Annotated in this window: 17 protein-coding genes and 1 tRNA gene; 4 read left to right on the forward strand and 14 right to left on the reverse strand. The window is 69.8% G+C overall.

Annotated elements, in window-relative coordinates:
• Positions 1-11 precede the first annotated feature (11 nt).
• The 8 genes from WC555_RS00350 to WC555_RS00385 all read right to left on the reverse strand — a co-directional run bounded on the left by WC555_RS00350 (position 12) and on the right by WC555_RS00385 (position 10,295).
• A complete protein-coding gene (locus WC555_RS00350) occupies positions 12-2,078 on the reverse strand; it encodes a TonB-dependent receptor family protein (protein WP_373250238.1) in 2,067 nt (688 codons plus the stop codon).
• Positions 2,079-2,145: 67 nt separating this feature from the next.
• On the reverse strand, positions 2,146-2,547 hold the full coding sequence (locus tag WC555_RS00355; RefSeq protein WP_373250239.1) for a DUF2946 family protein: 402 nt from the start codon (positions 2,545-2,547) through the stop codon (positions 2,146-2,148).
• Positions 2,548-2,665: 118 nt separating this feature from the next.
• Positions 2,666-3,094 (reverse strand): 50S ribosomal protein L19, encoded by a 429-nt coding sequence (gene rplS / locus WC555_RS00360; RefSeq protein WP_373250240.1) that lies wholly within the window; start codon positions 3,092-3,094, stop codon positions 2,666-2,668.
• Between the two features lies 1 nt (position 3,095).
• Complete coding sequence (gene trmD / locus WC555_RS00365; RefSeq protein WP_373250241.1) at positions 3,096-3,848, reverse strand: tRNA (guanosine(37)-N1)-methyltransferase TrmD; 753 nt, start codon at positions 3,846-3,848, stop codon at positions 3,096-3,098.
• 105 nt (positions 3,849-3,953) lie between these two features.
• Complete coding sequence (locus WC555_RS00370; RefSeq protein ID WP_373250242.1) at positions 3,954-5,162, reverse strand: NAD(P)/FAD-dependent oxidoreductase; 1,209 nt, start codon at positions 5,160-5,162, stop codon at positions 3,954-3,956.
• A 67-nt stretch (positions 5,163-5,229) separates the two neighbouring features.
• Positions 5,230-8,133, reverse strand: a complete 2,904-nt coding sequence (gene polA / locus WC555_RS00375) for a DNA polymerase I (protein ID WP_373250243.1) — start codon at positions 8,131-8,133, stop codon at positions 5,230-5,232.
• A 45-nt stretch (positions 8,134-8,178) separates the two neighbouring features.
• Complete coding sequence (locus WC555_RS00380) at positions 8,179-8,625, reverse strand: hypothetical protein (RefSeq protein ID WP_373250244.1); 447 nt, start codon at positions 8,623-8,625, stop codon at positions 8,179-8,181.
• Between the two features lie 11 nt (positions 8,626-8,636).
• Positions 8,637-10,295, reverse strand: a complete 1,659-nt coding sequence (locus WC555_RS00385; RefSeq protein ID WP_373250245.1) for a thiamine pyrophosphate-binding protein — start codon at positions 10,293-10,295, stop codon at positions 8,637-8,639.
• A 95-nt stretch (positions 10,296-10,390) separates the two neighbouring features.
• Between WC555_RS00385 and WC555_RS00390 the strand changes: the two genes are divergently transcribed.
• Positions 10,391-10,528 (forward strand): entericidin A/B family lipoprotein, encoded by a 138-nt coding sequence (locus WC555_RS00390; RefSeq protein ID WP_373250246.1) that lies wholly within the window; start codon positions 10,391-10,393, stop codon positions 10,526-10,528.
• A gap of 54 nt (positions 10,529-10,582) precedes the next feature.
• Here WC555_RS00390 and truA read toward each other — a convergent pair whose 3' ends face one another.
• The 6 genes from truA to WC555_RS00420 all read right to left on the reverse strand — a co-directional run bounded on the left by truA (position 10,583) and on the right by WC555_RS00420 (position 13,805).
• On the reverse strand, positions 10,583-11,326 hold the full coding sequence (gene truA, locus WC555_RS00395; RefSeq protein WP_373250247.1) for a tRNA pseudouridine(38-40) synthase TruA: 744 nt from the start codon (positions 11,324-11,326) through the stop codon (positions 10,583-10,585).
• A gap of 10 nt (positions 11,327-11,336) precedes the next feature.
• Positions 11,337-12,293 (reverse strand): methionyl-tRNA formyltransferase, encoded by a 957-nt coding sequence (fmt, locus tag WC555_RS00400; RefSeq protein ID WP_373250248.1) that lies wholly within the window; start codon positions 12,291-12,293, stop codon positions 11,337-11,339.
• 113 nt (positions 12,294-12,406) lie between these two features.
• Positions 12,407-12,646, reverse strand: coding sequence for a hypothetical protein (locus tag WC555_RS00405; RefSeq protein WP_373250249.1), 240 nt, complete (start codon positions 12,644-12,646; stop codon positions 12,407-12,409).
• Positions 12,646-13,236 carry a peptide deformylase gene (locus WC555_RS00410; protein ID WP_373250250.1) on the reverse strand — a complete coding sequence of 197 codons (591 nt, stop codon included), beginning with the start codon at positions 13,234-13,236 and terminating at the stop codon, positions 12,646-12,648. The genes WC555_RS00405 and WC555_RS00410 overlap by 1 nt, the downstream gene beginning before the upstream one ends.
• Before the next feature lie 57 nt (positions 13,237-13,293).
• On the reverse strand, positions 13,294-13,641 hold the full coding sequence (locus tag WC555_RS00415; RefSeq protein WP_373250465.1) for an acyl-CoA thioesterase: 348 nt from the start codon (positions 13,639-13,641) through the stop codon (positions 13,294-13,296).
• Between the two features lie 87 nt (positions 13,642-13,728).
• Positions 13,729-13,805, reverse strand: a tRNA-Arg gene (locus WC555_RS00420).
• Between the two features lie 179 nt (positions 13,806-13,984).
• Between WC555_RS00420 and WC555_RS00425 the strand changes: the two genes are divergently transcribed.
• From WC555_RS00425 to WC555_RS00435, 3 genes are all read left to right on the forward strand, one after another.
• Positions 13,985-15,289 carry a hypothetical protein gene (locus WC555_RS00425; RefSeq protein ID WP_373250251.1) on the forward strand — a complete coding sequence of 435 codons (1,305 nt, stop codon included), beginning with the start codon at positions 13,985-13,987 and terminating at the stop codon, positions 15,287-15,289.
• A gap of 3 nt (positions 15,290-15,292) precedes the next feature.
• On the forward strand, positions 15,293-16,156 hold the full coding sequence (gene mutM, locus WC555_RS00430; RefSeq protein WP_373250252.1) for a bifunctional DNA-formamidopyrimidine glycosylase/DNA-(apurinic or apyrimidinic site) lyase: 864 nt from the start codon (positions 15,293-15,295) through the stop codon (positions 16,154-16,156).
• A 98-nt stretch (positions 16,157-16,254) separates the two neighbouring features.
• On the forward strand, positions 16,255-16,794 hold the full coding sequence (locus WC555_RS00435) for a DUF1697 domain-containing protein (RefSeq protein WP_373250253.1): 540 nt from the start codon (positions 16,255-16,257) through the stop codon (positions 16,792-16,794).
• The last annotated feature ends 2 nt before the right edge of the window (positions 16,795-16,796 follow it).

Genomic DNA, 16,796 nt, shown 5'->3' on the forward strand with positions numbered 1-16,796 from the left:
CCGGTTTCGGATCACCAGGTCAGGCGCAGGCCGACGAAGGCCGAGCGACCCTCGCCCGGGAAGAAGGCCGCGGTCGAGGCGGTGCGGGCGTCGGTGACGGCGGAGAATTCGCCCACATATCGCTCGTCCGTCAGGTTGCGGGCATCGACATAGATCGTCGCCCCCTGACCCAGCGCGAAACCGGCGTTGAGGCCCAGCAGGGTGTAGGCCGGCGCCTTCAGCGTGTTGGCGTAGTCGACCTGGACGTCCGAGATGCGCCACTCCACCGAGGGGGTCACGAACAGCCCCGACGGATGCCGCCAGGTCAGCTCGGCCCGGTACTGATGTTCGGGCACGACGGGCAGGGTGTTGTCGCCCCAGCGCGCGTCGTCGACGAAGTGAAAATCGCTGAACGCATAGGTCTGGCGCAGCAGCATCGACCCGTCCGCCAGCTCGACCGGCAGGCGCCAGTCCAGCCCCGCCTCGACGCCCTGGTGCACCGTCTCGTCCGCGTTGAAGGTGGCGGCCGGGACGTCGGGTCCGACGATGAAATTCAGGATCTCGCCGTCAATCTCGCTGCGATAGATCGTCAGATCCCAGGCGAAGGCCCCGCGGCGGCCGCGCGTTCCGGCCTCGGCGGTCCAGGCGTCCTGGATATCCACCGGGGTGAAGCCGGTCAGCGGCGCCTGGACCAGGGCGCCGTAGGTCGGCGGCTCGACCGAGCGCGTGACATTGGCGAAGACCTGGACGCCCTCTCCGGAGTCCCACAACAGGCCGAGACGCGGCGAGAACCACTCATAGTCGACGCCGTCGTTGTTGGCGGCGTTCAGCCGGTCGACATAGTCACGCGTGGCGCGGCCGTATGAGCCGCCGGCGACCAGGGCCAGACGGTCGGTGACGAACAGCCGTCCCTCGCCGAAGACGTCCAGGCCGTCGGCCTCCTGAAAGCCGTTCGTCGTCAGGGCGCCGCGGAAGCCGCGGACATTGACGTAGCGCAGGGCGTCGACCTGGCCGTCGCGCCAGCTGAGGCCGTAGAAGGCGTCTGCCCGCAGGCCGCCGACGGCGCCGGTCCAGTCGATGCGGGCGAAGGCGCCGCGCGTCTCGCTTTCCTGATCCACCACCTGGAAGATCGGGTGATAGAGCGACTTCTCCCAGCCCCAGATCGCGCCCTCGAACAGGGTGTTGTCGTCGAACCGCCAGCGCGTCTGCAGCGTCAGCCGCCTCAGGGTCTGGTCGCGGGCGTTGTCGTTGAGGATGTTGTTGGCCGGCGCCATCCGGGGCGTGGTCAGGGCCTGCTGGAGGGTCAGCGCGCCGGGAACCGACTGCTGGATGTCGGCGGCCTGCACGATCAGGCGGACCTCCCGGTCCTCGCCGAAACTGTGTCCGAGGCTGGCGGTCAGCCGGCCCTGGCTCTGGTCGCTTTGCTGACGGTAGCCGTCGGCTTCCATGGCCGTGACGCTGACGAAGGCGTCCCAGTCGCCTCGTTCGCCGGCGACCTCGCCGTGCACCCGGCGAAAGCCGAACGATCCGCCTTCCAGCTGCAGCACCAGATCGTCAGCGGCGGTCCGCCCGGCGGGGGTGACCAGATTGATCGCCCCGCCCAGCTGGGCCCCGCCGAACCGCAGGGTGTTGGACCCCTTGTAGACCTCGATGTAGCGGGCGCTCAGCTGATCCACCCCCTGGAAGTCCGAGAAGCCGTCGGCGTCGGCGAAGGGGACGCCGTCCTGGGCGAACAGGACCCCGCGCTGGTGGAAGCCCTGGGCGATGCCCGAGCCGCGGATGGAGAGTCGGCTTTCCTCGCCATAGCGCTTCTGGGCCAGGACGCCTGGCACGTTGCGCAGCGTGTCGGAGAAGCCCTGGGCGAAGCGGGTCTCGAAGCTTTCCGACGAGACGACGGCGACGGCGCCGGGCGTGCGGCTCAGCAGGGCGCGGGCGTCGGCGACGACGGGCGGGTCCTCGGGATTGCGGACGCCGGTGACGATGACGCTGTCCAGCGTCGTTACGCCGGACGGATCAGGCGCGGATTGGGCGAGGGCGGGGGCCGCCAGGGCGGCGGCGAGCAGCAGCGCGCACGGCGCCGCGGTGGTCTCGAGGGACATGGATCATTTCCTGAACAGGGGAGCGGGCGCGCCGACGATGCGAGGGCGCGCGGACGGACTGGGCTGTTCAGGCCTGGGGCGGAGCGGTGGACGGCGGGCGCGGGCCCGGACGCGCGCAGCGCGGGGGCAGGCTGGTCCGGACCGCTGTCGGCTGTACGGCCGCGATGCGCGGCGGGACGACGGGATGGACGGGCGGAGGCGGGGGCAGGGTGGTGAAGGCGGCCAGGATGCAGGACGCGCACGTCAGGCTGTCCATCGGCGAAGGCTTTTCAGGCCGCGTTGCACCGCCATCGACGACGAAGATCTCGTCGCCGGAGCACAGCATGACCGGAGAACCCGTGGCGGCCGTTGCGGCCACGGCCGAGGGCAGCATGGCGCCCAGCATGATGGCGAACGTCGCGGCGAGGAACGCCAGCGAACGGAACAACGACCAGGGCTCGGGCGAACGGGCTGACACGAGGGCGGCCATAGCGGCTTCGCTTGCCGAAGGGAAGACGCCGGCGCCGCGCCGTTCGCGCCGCGCCCGACACGAAAAAGGCCCCGGCGTTTCCGCCGGGGCCCTCGTCATTCTGATGGCCGAAAGCGGATTATGCTTCGGTGTCGGCGGCCGTTTCGGCCTTGCCGGTCTCCGGCACCACCACGCCCTTGACCGGACGCACGGTCTGCTTCTCGGCGATCCGGGCCGACTTGCCGCGACGGTCACGCAGGTAATACAGCTTGGCGCGCCGCACGACGCCGCGACGCTTCACTTCGATGGCGTCGATGTTCGGCGACATCAGCGGGAAGACGCGCTCGACGCCCTCGCCGAAGCTGATCTTGCGCACGGTGAAATTCTCGTTGATCCCGCCGCCGGCGCGGGCGATGCACACGCCCTCGAAGGCCTGGATGCGTTCGCGCTCGCCTTCCTTGATCTTGACCATGACCCGCAGCGTGTCGCCGGGCTGGAAGTCGGGGATCGCGCGGATGGCGACCAGGCGGGCTTTTTCTTCGGCTTCGATCGTCTGAAGGATGTTCATTCTATTCTCCTCGAGCTTTTGCGCTCTTTACCTGTGATTTGGCGGGCTCAAGTCCCGCATTTGTCTTGTCCGGATACGCCGCCCAGAGGTCTGGCCGCCGCTCCCGGGTCGTCGCTCGCCGCTGCTCTTCGCGCCATTGTGCGACCTTCTTGTGGTCGCCCGACAGAAGAACCTCGGGTATCTCCAGCCCCTCGAACGTCCGCGGTCGCGTGTACTGCGGATGTTCCAGAAGACCGTCCTCGAAGCTTTCCGAACTCAGGCTCTCGGCCTGGCCCAGCACCCCGGGGATCAATCGCACGCACGCCTCGATCACCACCATCGCCGCCGCCTCGCCGCCGGCGAGAACCGCGTCTCCGACGGAGACCTCCTCGAACCCGCGCGCGTCCAGCACGCGCTGATCCACCCCCTCGAACCGGCCGCAGAGGACGGTGATCCCGTCCGCCTTGGCCCAGTCCTTGACGCGCGCCTGGGTCAGGGGCCGACCCCGGGCGCTCATGTACAAAAGCGGCCGGGGCGGGCCCGAAACGCTGTCGAGCGCCCTGGCCACCACGTCCGCTTTCAGCACGGCTCCCGGCCCGCCACCCGCGGGGGTGTCGTCCAGGAAGCCGCGCGTATCTGTGGAAAAGGCCCGAATGTCAACCGTTTCAAGGCTCCAGAGCCCGCGCTCGCGCCACGCCGTGCCGATCAGCGACACGCCGAGCGGCCCCGGAAACGCCTCGGGAAACATGGTCAGGACGGTGGCGGTGAAGGGCATGGGATGTGGGGTGTGGGGGGTGGGGTGTGGAGACTGGGGATCAGCTTCTAGGGGGCGGGGGTGAAGAGGGGAACACCCCACACCCCATCCCCCACACCCCATGCCCTAGCAAACCTGCCCCGCCGCCCAGCCCGACGACCAGGCCCACTGGAAATTGTACCCGCCCAGCCAGCCGGTCACATCGACCGCCTCGCCGATGACGTACAGCCCGGGCGCGGCCTTCGCCTCCATCGTCTGCTGGTCCAGCGCCGCCGTATCGACCCCGCCCAGCGTCACCTCGGCGGTGCGATAGCCCTCGGACCCCACCGGCTTGACCGTCCAGGCGTTCACCGCCGCGTCCAGCCGGCGCAGGGTCTTGTCCCCGACCTCGGCCAGCTTGCCTTTGACGCCCTCACGCTCGCAGACGCTCTCGGCCAGCCGGCGCGGGACGATGTGCCCCATGGCCGTATGCACCATCTGTTTCCCGTTCTCCTCCTTGGCCGCCTTGAGCCGGGCGTACACGTCCTCGCCCGGCGCCATGGCCACGGTGATCGCCTCGCCCTCGCGCCAGTAGGAGCTGATCTGCAGGATCGCCGGCCCCGACAGCCCGCGATGCGTGAACAGCATGGCCTCCTTGAAAGTGGGCCTACCGCCCTGCGGGCTACTTGAGGCCGTGGAGACCACCGCATCCACCGCCACCCCCGCCAGCGGCGTCAGCTGCTCCAGCAGCCCCGCCTCGAAGGTCAGCGGGACCAGCGCCGGCCGCGTCTCCGTCACCCGCAGCCCGAACCCCCGAGCCGCGTCATAGGCCCAGCCCGTCGCCCCCATCTTGGGGATCGACTTGCCCCCGGTCGCCAGCACCAGCGCCCGCGCCCGCACCACCGACCCGTCCGACAGCGCCGCCTCATACCCGTCGCCCGCGCGCTCGACCCGCTCGACCGAGACCCCCAGCGACAGCTCAACCCCCGCCGCCCGCATGTCGTCGGTCAGCAGGCGGATGATCTGTTTCGCCGAGTCGTCGCAGAACAGCTGCCCCAGGGTCTTCTCGTGCCAGGCGATCCCCGCCCGGTCGACCCGCTTGACGAAGTCATGCTGCGTGAACCGCTTCAGGGCCGAGGTCGCGAACCGCGGGTTCTCGCCGAGAAAATTTCCCGGCCCGGTCCCCAGGTTGGTGAAATTGCACCGCCCCCCGCCCGAGATGCGGATCTTCTCCCCCGGCGCCCGCGCATGGTCGATCACCCGCACGGAGCGCCCGCGCCGCCCCGCCTCGATGGCGCACATCATCCCGGCCGCGCCGGCGCCGACGATCAGGACATCCACGGTCTGGGGCTTCATGCGCCTGCGTTAGCAGGCTGGCGCTCAAGCAGCGAGGCCCCGCGGGCCGAGCGTTAGCGCTCCAGGATCAATGCGCCTCGTCCCAGTTGGCGGCGGCCCTTGCATCCACCACCAGAGGCACGGTCAGGGCCACGGCGGGTTCCGCCGCCCCCTCCATGGTGCGTTTGATCACGGCGATGGCGCGCTCCGCCTCCGCCTCCGGGGCCTCGAACACCAGTTCGTCGTGGACCTGCAGCAGCATGAGGGTCGACAGGCCGGCGTCCACCAGCGCCCCCGGCATGCGGATCATGGCGCGGCGGATGATGTCGGCGGCGGCGCCCTGGATGGGGGCGTTGATGGCGGCGCGCTCGCCGAACTGGCGCTCGGCCCCCGATTTGGAATGGATGGCGGGAATGTGGATGCGGCGGCCGAAGACGGTCGAGACCATGCCCGTCTCGCGCACCTGGACCTTGGTCGCGTCCATATAGGCGCGGATGCCGGGGAAGCGCTCGAAATAGGTCTTGATATAGGCCCCGGCCTCGCCCTGGTCGATGTTCAGCTGGGCGGCCAGGCCGAAGGCCGAGATGCCGTAGACGATGCCGAAATTGATCGCCTTGGCGCGGCGCCGCGTCTCGGGGTCCATCCGGTCGACGGGGACGCCGAACATCTCCGAGGCCGTGGCGGTGTGGATGTCGATGCCGGCGGCGAAGGCGCGCTTCAGCTCGGGGATGTCGCCGATATGGGCCAGCAGGCGCAGCTCGATCTGGCTGTAGTCGGCGCTGATCAGGACATGGCCGGGGGCGGCGATGAAGGCCTGGCGGATCTGGCGGCCGGTCTCGGTGCGGATCGGGATGTTCTGCAGATTGGGGTCCGACGAGGCCAGGCGGCCGGTGGTGGCGGCCGCTAATTGGTAGCTGGTATGCACGCGGTCGGTGGTCTTGTCGGCGGCCTCGATCAGGGCGTCGGTGTATGTGCCCTTCAGCTTGGCCAGCTGGCGCCAGTCCAGCAGGACGCGCGGCAGGTCGTGGGTCAGGGCCAGTTCTTCGAGGACCGAGGCGTCGGTGCCCCACTGGCCCGAGGCGGTCTTCTTGCCGCCGGTCAGGTTCATCTCGCCGAACAGGATGTCGCCGATCTGGCGCGGGCTGCCGATGTTGAAGGGGCGGCCGGCCATCTGGTGGGCCTGGGTCTCCAGCTCGGCCATGCGCATGCCGAACTCCGACGACAGGCGTTTGAGCCGGTCGGGATCGACGCGGATCCCGGCCCGCTCCATGTCGGCCAGCACCGCGGGCATGCCGCGCTCCAGCGTCTCATAGACCGTGGTCAGGCGTTGCTCCGCCAGCCGGGGCCTGAGGATGCGCCAGAGACGGAGGGTCACGTCCGCATCCTCGGCGGCGTAGCAGGTGGCCGGTTTCAGCTCGACATGTTTGAACGACTTCTGGGACTTGCCCGTGCCCGCCACCTGTTTGAACGGGATCGGCTCGTGGCCGAGGTGCAGCCTGGCCAGCTCGTCCATCCCGTGCCCGTGCAGCCCGCCCTCCAGCACGTAGGAGATCAGCATGGTGTCGTCGATCGGCCCCACGCGGATGCCGCGCTGCGCCATGACGGCCATGTCGTACTTGCCGTTCTGGGTGACCTTCAGCACCGCCGGATTCTCCAGCAGACCCTTCAGCCGCTTCAGCGCCTCGGCCTTGTCGACCTGGGTGATCGCCTCCCGCTGCTCCGGTTCCCCCCCGAAATCCAGCCCCCCCGCATCCGCCGCCGGCTCATGCTCATGCGTCAGCGGCACATAGCAGGCCTCGTTCGGCCCCACCGCCAGCGACACCCCGCACAGCCCCGCATGCGTCGCCGACAGCGCGTCCGTCTCGCAATCGAACCCGACGACGCCGGCCTCGGTCGCCCGGGCGATCCAGGCGTCCAGCTCCTCCAGCGTCTGGACGCAGCGATAGGCCTCGATGTCGACCCTCTGGGCCTCGGCCGGGCCGGTCGCGACCTGGCCATAGCGCGGCGTGGCCACGGGGGCGCTCGGGACCTTCGGCCGGGCGACGAAGGCCGTGCCGTCCTTGGCCGGCGCCTTGCCGTCGCCGACGCGGCTGCGCAGGCCGCGGAACTCCATCCTGTCGAGGAAGGCGGCGAGGGTCTCGGGGTCAGGGTGGCGGATGGCGAAATCGTCGATCGGCTCGGAGGCGGGAGCGTTGCAGTCCAGCCGGCACAGCTCGCGCGAGAGGCGGATCTGGTCGGCGAATTCCATCAGGGTCTCGCGCCGCTTCGGCTGTTTGATCTCTCCGGCGCGGGCCAGCAGGGTGTCGAGGTCGCCGTATTCGAGGATCAGCTGGGCCGCGGTCTTGGGGCCGATGCCGGGGGCGCCGGGGACGTTGTCGACGCTGTCGCCGATCAGGGCCTGGACCTCGACCACCTTGTCGGGGGTGACGCCGAATTTCTCGAACACGGCTTCTTCGGCGAGGCGGCGCTCCTTCATCGGGTCCCACATGACGACCGAGGGGCCGATCAGCTGCATCAGGTCCTTGTCGGAGGAGACGATGACCGCCTCGCCGCCGGCGTCGCGCGCCTTGCAGGCGTAGGTGGCGATCAGGTCGTCGGCCTCGTAGCCGGGCAATTCGATGCAGTGGACGCCGAAGGCCGCCGTGGCCTCGCGCACCAGCGGGAATTGCGGGATCAGGTCCTCGGGCGGGGCCGAGCGGTTGGCCTTGTACTGGTCGTACATGGCGTTGCGGAAGGTCTTCTCCGAATGGTCGAATACGGCGACGAGATGGGTCGGGCCGTCGTCGCCCTTCATGTCGCGGATCAGCTTCCACAGCATGTTGCAGTAGCCCTGCACGGCGCCGACGGGCAGGCCGTCGGACTTGCGCGTCAGGGGCGGCAGGGCGTGATAGGCGCGGAAGATGTAGGCCGAGGCGTCGATCATCCACAGCCGCACGGCGGGGCCGTCCTGGGTGAGGGGGCGGTCGGCGGATTCAGCGGCTGTGTCGGTCATGCGGCGAACATAGGGGGGCGCGGCCCCGCCGTCACCGGCTGACGACTACGAGACCCAGGTGTTGCGGCAGGAGCCTTCGGGGACCGTCCATCCCGCGAAGCCCGAGATCACCCGGCACTCATAGCCCATGCCAGCGAGGGGGCCGTGCATGATGCCGGTCGCCACCAGGGCGCCGCCTCCGTCATAGACCGGCCGGGCGAAACTGACCCAGCGCACCCGCTGGCGTGGATCGCCGGTCGCGTCGGGATCCCAAGCTTCGAAGGCCAGGCCGTATCGGCTCCAGTCGCATCGCGGGGCGTAGTCGCTCTCGAACCGGATCGGCGGCGGCCGGTTGTCGGTGGTGTTGAAGCGGTAGTGCTCCTTCGCCACGGCGGCGATGACGGCGCAGTCATCGCCGTTCTGCGCCGTCTGCGGCACGCCCGGCGCGGGCTCCATTGGCGTGGCGCAGCCGGTCAGCAGGGCGGCGGCGATCAGGGCGAGGACGGGACGCATGGCGGCTCCTCTCAGGAACGCAGGCCGGTGATCGTGCGGTTGGGCGCGATATCCTCGGCCGAGGTGATCAGGTGAACGAGGGCGGGCCGGCCGGCGTTCCGCGCGGCCTGGAGGGCGGCGGGGAAGTCGGCGGTGGTCTCGCAGCGCAGGCCGAGGGCCCCGAAGGCCTCGGCGTATTTGACGAAGTCGGGGTTCTTCAGGTCGGTGGCGATGGTCCGTTCCGCGCCCGGATAGTGGCTCTCCTGGTGCATGCGGATGGTGCCGTAGGTCCCGTTGTCGACGACCACGACCACGACGTTGATCCCGTACTGGACCGCGGTGGCGATCTCCTGCCCGGTCATCAGATAGTCCCCGTCGCCGGCGATGCAGATCACCTCGCGGTCGGGATGGACTGACTTGGCGGCGAGGGCGGCGGGATAGCCGTAGCCCATGGCGCCCGAGGTCGGGGCCAGCTGGGTACGGCAGGCGCGGTGGCGATAGAAGCGGTGCAGCCAGGCGGCGAAATTGCCCGCGCCGTTGGTGACGATGGCCGTCGGCGGCAGGGTCTCGCCGAGGTGGGCCATGCACTCGCTCATATTGACCGCCCCGGTCACCGGCACGGGCGTCGAAAAGGCCTGATAGTCGGCGTGGGCGGCGGTCGCCTCGTCATGCCAGGTCCGGCCGGGATCGGTCGCGGCGAGGGTGTGGGCGGCCAGGGAATTGTCCGCCGTGGCGCTCATCAGCGGGGTCCAGACCCGGCCCAGCTCCTCCGCGCCGGGATGGATATGGATCAGCGTCTCCGCCGTCCGGGCGCGGTCGAACAGGGTGTAGCCCTGGGTCGGGTTCTCGCCCAGCCGGGCGCCGATGGCGAGGATCAGGTCGGCCGCCTTCGCTCGCGCCGTCAGCCTGGGATTGCAGCCGAGGCCGAGGTCGCCGGCGTAGTTGGGCCGGTCGTTGGACAGGATGTCCTTGCGCCGGAAGGATAGGGTGACCGGCAGGCCCAGCCGTTCGGACCAGTCGCCGATGGCGGCGGCGGCCTCCTCGGTCCAGCCCGAGCCGCCCAGCACGAGCAGGGGGCGTTCGGCCTTCGCCAGCCGCGCCCGCACCTGTTCGACGAAGGCCGGATCCAGCGCTGCTTTCGCGGGCGTCACCGGACGGATCGGCGCCGGGCCCCCGTCGGCGTGCAGGATGTCCTCGGGCAGGGCGATGACCACAGGTCCCATCCGGCCCTGAAGGGCGGTGGCGAAGGCGCGTTCGACCACCTCGACCGTCCGTTCCGGGCTCTCGATCTCGGTGGCCCATTTGGCTAGGCCGCCGAAGACCTCGCGGTAGTCGACCTCCTGGAAGGCGCCGCGGCCGCGGTCGGTCAGGGCGATCTGGCCGACGAACAGGATCATCGGGGTGGAGTCCTGATGCGCCGTGTGCACGCCGATGGAGGCGTGGGTCGCGCCCGGCCCCCGCGTGACCATGCAGACGCCCGGCCTGCCGGTCAGCTTGCCGTACGCCTCGGCCATGTTGGCGGCGCCCGCCTCATGCCGGCAGGCGATGACCTGGATGCGGTCGCGTACGTCGGCCAGGGCGTCGAGCACGGCCAGATAGCTTTCCCCCGGGACGCAGAAGACGCGGTCGATGCCGTTCATGACGAGGGTTTCGACAAGGCGGCGGGCGGCGGTGTTCGCGGGCTGGGTCATGCGGGCGAGTTAGCAGATCAGCCCCGGCCTTGGCCATGCAACCCCTCGGCGTCGCCCGCGTTTATGGCCAAGGTTCACACCAAAAGGGGATTCCCATGAAAAAGATCATTGCTCTGACTCTCGTCGCCGCCGCCATCGCCGTTACGGGCTGCAACACCATCTCGGGCGCCGGCCGCGACGTCTCGGCCGCCGGCAGCGCCGTCACTTCGGGCGCCGAAGAAGCCAAGAACTAGGTTTCGCCTCACCGCGAAAAATGAAGGGCCCGCCGGTCTCCGGCGGGCCCTTTTTCATTCCGGATAAACCACGCCCGTCAGGTACAGCCCGTCCGACGGGGCCACCGGCCCGCAGGCCGCGCGGTCGCGCGCCGTCAGCGCCGCCGCCACATCCTCGACCGCCCAGCGGCCCTGACCCACTTCCGCCAGGGTGCCGGTCATGGAGCGGACCTGCCGGTGCAGGAAGCTGCGCGCCTCGAACACCAGACGCACCTCGTCGCCGCTGCGCGTCACGCGGGCGACGTCCAGCGTCTTCTCCGGCGACTTCGACTGGCAGTTCACATCGCGGAAGGTGGTGAAGTCGTGCAGCCCGACCAGCGCCTCGGCCGCCGCCTGCATGGCCTCGGCGTCCAGGGCCTTGCGGATATGCCAGACCTTGCCCTTGTCCAGCGCCGGCGGGCCCGGCCGGCTGAGGATGCGATACAGATAGCATCGGCCCGTCGCCGAGAACCGGGCATGGAAGGCGTCGTCCACGGCGGCGCAGTCCAGCACCGACACGGCCTCGCCGACCAGATGGGCGTTCAGGGCGTTCATCACCGTGCGCTCGGGCCAGGCCTTGTCGAGATCAAAACTGATGACCTGACCGGTGGCGTGAACGCCGGTGTCCGTCCGCCCGGCGGCGGCGATGCGCACGGTCTGGCCGCAGAAGGCGGTGATGGCCGTCTCGATCGCGCCCTGCACCGTCGGCTGGTCGGGCTGGGCCTGAAAGCCGTTATAGCCCGAGCCGTTGTACTCCAGCGTCAACCGGTAGCGCGCCATGCAGGAGTCCCTATCGCTCGCCGCGCGGCGGCTCGCTGCTTGAGGAAAGCACCGTCCCGGCCGGCAGCGCAAAACCGCGCAGCATCTCGTCCGGCGTCTGGGCCGCCTTGCCCGCCCGCTGCACCCGCAGCAGCCGCACCACGCCGTCGCCGCAGGCGATGCGCAGATCGCCGTCCAGCACCTCGCCCGGCGCGCCGGAGCCCTGCAGCGAGACCCGCGACATCAGCGCCTTGATCCGCACCGGGCCCTCGGGTCCCGGGGCCTCGAACCATGCGCCGGGGAAGGGCGACAGGCCGCGGATATGGGCGTCGACCTCGGCCGCCGGGCGGGTCCAGTCGATACGCGCCTCGGCCGTCGTGATCTTCTTGGCATAGGTCGGCTCCCCGACCTGTTCCGTCCCCTCGACCCCGCCGCGTTCGATCGCCGCCAGGGCGCGCGGCCACAGGCTGGCGCCGGTGTGCGACATCCGCTCGGACAGGGACGCGGCCGTGTCGTCGGGCCGGATGTCCATCACCTCGGACAGCAGGATCGGACCCTCGTCCAGCCCCTCTGACATGCGCATGATCTGGACCCCGGTCTGGCGGTCGCCCGCCATGATGGCGCGCTGGATCGGGGCGGCCCCGCGCCAGCGCGGCAGCAGCGAGCCATGCAGGTTGAAACAGCCGAGGCGCGGGGCCTCCAGCACCTCGCGCTTCAGGATCTGGCCGTAGGCGACCACGCAGGCGGCGTCGACGTCCAGGCTCCGGAAGGCCGCGATGGCGTCCGCGGACTTCATCGACTCCGGTGCGAACACCGGCAGGCCCATGGTCTCGGCGAAGGCGTGGACCGGCGACGGCGTCAGCTTCTGGCCGCGTCCGCGCGGCTTCGGCGGCTGGCTGTAGACGGCGACGATCTCGTGGCCGCTGGCGATCAACTCGGCCAGCGAGGCGACGGCGAAATCGGGAGTTCCCATGAAGGCGAGGCGCATCGGCGGTTCCGGAAGGAGCAGTCCGCGCTCAAGTAGCGCGAAGCGCGGTAGCGCCCAACAAAAAGCAGTCCGCGCTCAAGTAGCGCGAAGCGCGGTAGCGCCCGAAAAGAGGCTTACTGCCAGCGGGTCGAGACGCCGCCGCCCTCGTCCCATTCGCCGCCGGCGTCCAGGGCGTCGTCGAAATCGAGCAGCCGGTCCAGGATCACCCCGGCGACGACGCCCAGCAGGGCCACGCCCACCAGGGTCGCGACGCTGGCCACGCCGACCTTCTCGTTGCGCGTCAGCCGACGGCGGCCGGACGGGTCGATGATGCGGTCGCGGGCGCGCTTGAGGCGGGTCGCGGGGCGGGCCATCAGGCGGCCAGCCTTGCGTTCTTCTTGACCTTGGCCACGGCGCGGTCTCGCTTCAGCCGGGACAGGTGGTCGATGAACAGGACGCCGTTCAGGTGATCCATCTCGTGCTGGATGCAGACGGCGTACAGGCCCTCGCACTCTTCCTCGATGGATTGGCCGTCGTAGTCCAGATAGCGGATGCGCGCCCGGGCCGGCCGCTCGACCTGGTCGAAATACTCAGGGATGGACAGACAGCCTTCCTCGTAGGGAAGGGTCTCGTCCGAAGTCCATAGAATCTCGGGATTGACGAAGAAGCGCGGATTGCGGCGCTCGGCGTCCCACTTCGCCCGATCCTCGTCGCTCATTTCGGCGGGGTCGACGTCGCACTCGGCGCCGTCCTTGTCCCCGAGGTCCATGACGATGACCCGGCGGGTGTCGCCGACCTGCACGGCGGCCAGGCCGATGCCGGGCGCGTCGTACATCGTCTCCAGCATGTCATCCATCAGGCGACGCAGCTCAGCGGTCACCGGCCCTTCGACGGGGGTGGAAACCTGTTTCAGCACCGCCAGGTCGGCGGCGTTGTCGATGGTGAGGATGCGACGGACGGACATGACCGCGAGGTAGGCACGGCGAGCCCAAAGGTCAAGATTTCCCGGCGCCCTGCCGGGTTATGCCGCAGGGTCCGGCAGGGCCCTGGGCTTGCGGTCGTCGTCAATGGCGACATAGGTGAAGACGCCCTCCGTCACCCGCACCGAAGCGGCCTGGGCCTGATCGCGCGGCCGTTTCCACGCCTCGACATGGACGCGGATCGAGGTCCGGCCGGTCTTGATCACCCTGGCGTAGATCGACACCTCGTCGCCGACCGAGACCGGCTGGTGGAACACCATGCCGTCCAAGGCGATGGTCACGCAGCGTCCCTGGGCCAGTTCGAACGCCGGCGTCGCCCCGGCCAGATCCATATGCGCCAGCAGCCAGCCGCCGAAGATGTCGCCCTCGGGATTGGTGTCCGCCGGCATGGCGATGACGCGCCCGACGGGCTGGCCGGTCGGCTGGGTCGGCAGGGCGTCGGTCACGCGCTCTGGCTCCGGTTCGGGGAAGAAGAATGGCGCACCCGACAGGATTCGAACCTGTGACCCCTGCCTTCGGAGGGCAGTACTCTATCCAGCTGAGCTACGGGTGCGTCGGCGGCGAAACGCCGGACGAAGGGCCTTACAGCAGGACCGCCCCGCCCTCAATCCCGAATGCGCGCGCCCCGAACCAAAGCCGGCCGGGACGATTTACCCGGTTCCGGCCCGGCGCGTCGTGATCTAGCGTGCGCCCGCTTCGCCGATGCCCGCTCTATTGCCGATGGAGGTCCCGATGCGCGCCTTTCTGCTTGGACTGCTGATGCTGCTGGGCGCCTGCGCCACGGCGCCAACCCCGGCGGCCTTGCCGGCGACCCCTGATCCGTCCGTCGAGAGCATGGGCGCCATCGCCAGGGACTATGTCGCCCTGATCCTCGAGATCGGCGAGCGCGAACCCGGCTATGTGGACGCCTACTACGGCCCGGCGGAGTGGCAGGAGGTCGCCAGGGCCAGGCCGCGAACCGTGCCGCAGCTGATCCAGGGCGCGGCCGATCTCACCGAACGTCTGAACGCGGTCTCGACCCGGGGCGAGGATCCGGCGGTGGTCCAGCGCCGCGCCTATCTGCTGGCCCATGTCTCCGCCGCCTCGGCGCGGCTGCGCATGCTGTCCGGCGAGAAGATGGGCTTCGCCGACGAGGCCGAGGCCCTGTTCGGCATCCGCCCCGAGCTCCTGCCGCTGTCGACCTGGGATCCCGTCCTCGCCGAGATCGACGCCCTGCTGCCGGGCCCCGGCTCCCTGACCGACCGGGTCACCGCCTTCAAGGCCCACTATGTCATTCCGAAGGACCGGCTCCAGCCGGTCATGGACGCGGCCATCGCCGAATGCCGCCGCCGCACCGTCCGCCACATCGCCCTGCCGGCCGATGAGCGGTTCACCCTCAGCTTCGTCGGCGACAAGCCGTGGTCGGGGTACAACTACTATCTCGGCGACGCGGCCAGCCGGATCGAGATCAACGCCGACTTCCCCATCTACACCGAGCGGGCGATCGATCTGGGTTGCCACGAGGGCTACCCGGGCCACCATGTCTACAACGCCCTGCTGGAAAAGACCTTCGTGCGCGACCGCGGCTGGGTCGAGATGAGCGTCTATCCGCTGTTCAGCCCCATGTCCTTCGTGGCCGAGGGCAGCGCCAACTACGGCGTCGACCTGGCCTTCCCCGGGGACGAGGGCACGGCCTTCGAGCGCGACGTGCTCTATCCCCTCGCCGGTCTGGATCCGTCGACGGCGGAGAAGAAGGCCCGTCTGGGCGTCCTGCAGCGCCGTCTGGCCCGCGCCGAATACACCATCGCCGACGACTGGCTGTCGGGGCGGGTGGGGCGCGACGAGACCATCGCCCGCCTGTCGAAATACACCCTCGCCGAGCCGGCCAAGGCCGCCCAGCGTCTGCGCTTCATCGATGCGTATCGCAGCTACATCATCAACTACGGCCTCGGCCGCGACGTGGTCCAGGCCTGGGTCGAACGCCAGGGCCCGAACCGCTGGGACGGCATGGAGACCCTGTTGTCCAGCCAGATCCTGCCCGCCGACCTGCTGCCCTGATCCATGCCCGAGCTTCCCGAGGTCGAAACCGTCCGCCGCGGCCTCGAGCCGGTCCTGACCGGCGCCCGCCTGACCGGCGTGCGCCAGAACCGGCCCGACCTGCGCTTCCCGTTTCCCGACCGGTTCGTCGCCCGGCTGGAGGGGGCGACCGTCGAACGCATCGACCGCCGCGCCAAATACCTTCTCATGCCCCTGTCGACCGGCGAGACCTGGGTCAGCCATCTCGGCATGACCGGCCGCTTCACCCTCGACGGCGAACAGCTGGGCGAGTTCGAGGAGCCCGCGCCCATCGCCGGCAAGCACGAACACCTCAGCCTGTGCGCGGTGAAGGGAAACACCCGCACCCGTCTCGGCTTCGCCGACGCCCGCCGCTTCGGTTTCATGGGCCTGATCCCGACCGGCGAGGTCGACGCCCATCCCTGGTTCGCCGGCCTCGGTCCGGAACCGCTGGGCAACGGCTTCTCGGGCGCGCATCTGGCCGAGGCCTTCGCGGGCAAGAAGCAGAACATCAAGGTCAGCCTGCTAGACCAGCGCATCGTCGCCGGCCTCGGCAACATCTATGTCTGCGAGGCCCTCTATCGCGCCCGCATCTCGCCCCTGATCGCGGCGGGCAAGGTGTCGAAGCCCCGGCTCGAAACCCTGGCCGCCGTGGTCCGCGACGTGCTCAACGACGCCATCGCCGCCGGCGGCTCGACGCTGAAGGATTTCGCCAACGCCGACGGCGGGCAGGGCTATTTCCAGCACCGCTTCGACGTCTACGGCCGCGAGGGCGAGCCGTGTTCCGGAGAGGGCTGCACCGGCGTCGTCAAACGCATCGTCCAGGCCGGCCGCTCGACCTTCTACTGCCCGAGTCGCCAGCGGTGGTGAGGGAAGGGGTCAGGTTTTAGGGATTAGGGAGTAGGGATTAGGGCCAGGCAACACATCAGGGATCACCGACCCTAACCCCTAACCCCTAACTCCTCCTCATGACCCACCGCATCATCCTGTTCCGCGGCATCAACACCGGGGGCGTCCGCGCCCCGGTGTCAGAGCTGCGCGCCATGGCCGCCGACATGGGGCTGGGCGATCCGCGCACCCTCGCGGCCAGCGGCAATCTGGTGGTCGAGAGCGACAGGGCGGCGGATGGGCTCGAAGCGGACATCGAGGCCGCGATGGACAGGACCTTCGGCCTCAAGGTCGCGGCCATGGTCCGCACGCCCGAACAGTGGGCCCGGCTGGTCGCCGCCAATCCCTTCCCGGACGAGGCCGCCGCCCATCCGGCCAAGGTCGTGGCCATGGTCATGAAGGACGGGATCCGGGACGGCGCCGTGGACGCCTGCCGCGCGCTCACGGAGGGCGGCGAGGCGGTCGAGGCCATCGACGGCGTTCTCTGGTTCTGGTTCCCGAACGGTCAGGCCGAGTCCGGCATCTTCAAAAAGGCCACGCCGCGCATGCTCGGCATGGGGACCGGCCGCAACTGGAACACGGTGCTCAAGCTCGCGGACATGGCCGGGCTGAAGCGGTAAGG

The organism is Brevundimonas sp., from assembly GCF_041648615.1.
Lineage (GTDB): Bacteria > Pseudomonadota > Alphaproteobacteria > Caulobacterales > Caulobacteraceae > Brevundimonas.

What these genes read in the sequence shown, in the direction of transcription:
- WC555_RS00350 (WP_373250238.1), bottom strand. Translation starts at nt 2,078, where the DNA reads ATGTCCCTCGAGACCACCGCGGCGCCGTGCGCGCTGCTGCTCGCCGCC.
- polA (WP_373250243.1), bottom strand. Translation starts at nt 8,133, where the DNA reads ATGACCGACACAGCCGCTGAATCCGCCGACCGCCCCCTCACCCAGGAC.
- WC555_RS00435 (WP_373250253.1), top strand. Translation starts at nt 16,255, where the DNA reads ATGACCCACCGCATCATCCTGTTCCGCGGCATCAACACCGGGGGCGTC.
- WC555_RS00405 (WP_373250249.1), bottom strand. Translation starts at nt 12,646, where the DNA reads ATGGCCCGCCCCGCGACCCGCCTCAAGCGCGCCCGCGACCGCATCATC.
- WC555_RS00380 (WP_373250244.1), bottom strand. Translation starts at nt 8,625, where the DNA reads ATGCGTCCCGTCCTCGCCCTGATCGCCGCCGCCCTGCTGACCGGCTGC.
- trmD (WP_373250241.1), bottom strand. Translation starts at nt 3,848, where the DNA reads ATGCCCTTCACCGCCACCGTCCTGACCATGTTTCCCGAGGCGTTTCCG.
- WC555_RS00370 (WP_373250242.1), bottom strand. Translation starts at nt 5,162, where the DNA reads ATGAAGCCCCAGACCGTGGATGTCCTGATCGTCGGCGCCGGCGCGGCC.
- fmt (WP_373250248.1), bottom strand. Translation starts at nt 12,293, where the DNA reads ATGCGCCTCGCCTTCATGGGAACTCCCGATTTCGCCGTCGCCTCGCTG.
- truA (WP_373250247.1), bottom strand. Translation starts at nt 11,326, where the DNA reads ATGGCGCGCTACCGGTTGACGCTGGAGTACAACGGCTCGGGCTATAAC.
- mutM (WP_373250252.1), top strand. Translation starts at nt 15,293, where the DNA reads ATGCCCGAGCTTCCCGAGGTCGAAACCGTCCGCCGCGGCCTCGAGCCG.
- WC555_RS00410 (WP_373250250.1), bottom strand. Translation starts at nt 13,236, where the DNA reads ATGTCCGTCCGTCGCATCCTCACCATCGACAACGCCGCCGACCTGGCG.
- WC555_RS00355 (WP_373250239.1), bottom strand. Translation starts at nt 2,547, where the DNA reads ATGGCCGCCCTCGTGTCAGCCCGTTCGCCCGAGCCCTGGTCGTTGTTC.
- WC555_RS00385 (WP_373250245.1), bottom strand. Translation starts at nt 10,295, where the DNA reads ATGACCCAGCCCGCGAACACCGCCGCCCGCCGCCTTGTCGAAACCCTC.
- WC555_RS00425 (WP_373250251.1), top strand. Translation starts at nt 13,985, where the DNA reads ATGCGCGCCTTTCTGCTTGGACTGCTGATGCTGCTGGGCGCCTGCGCC.
- rplS (WP_373250240.1), bottom strand. Translation starts at nt 3,094, where the DNA reads ATGAACATCCTTCAGACGATCGAAGCCGAAGAAAAAGCCCGCCTGGTC.
- WC555_RS00415 (WP_373250465.1), bottom strand. Translation starts at nt 13,641, where the DNA reads ATGCCGGCGGACACCAATCCCGAGGGCGACATCTTCGGCGGCTGGCTG.
- WC555_RS00390 (WP_373250246.1), top strand. Translation starts at nt 10,391, where the DNA reads ATGAAAAAGATCATTGCTCTGACTCTCGTCGCCGCCGCCATCGCCGTT.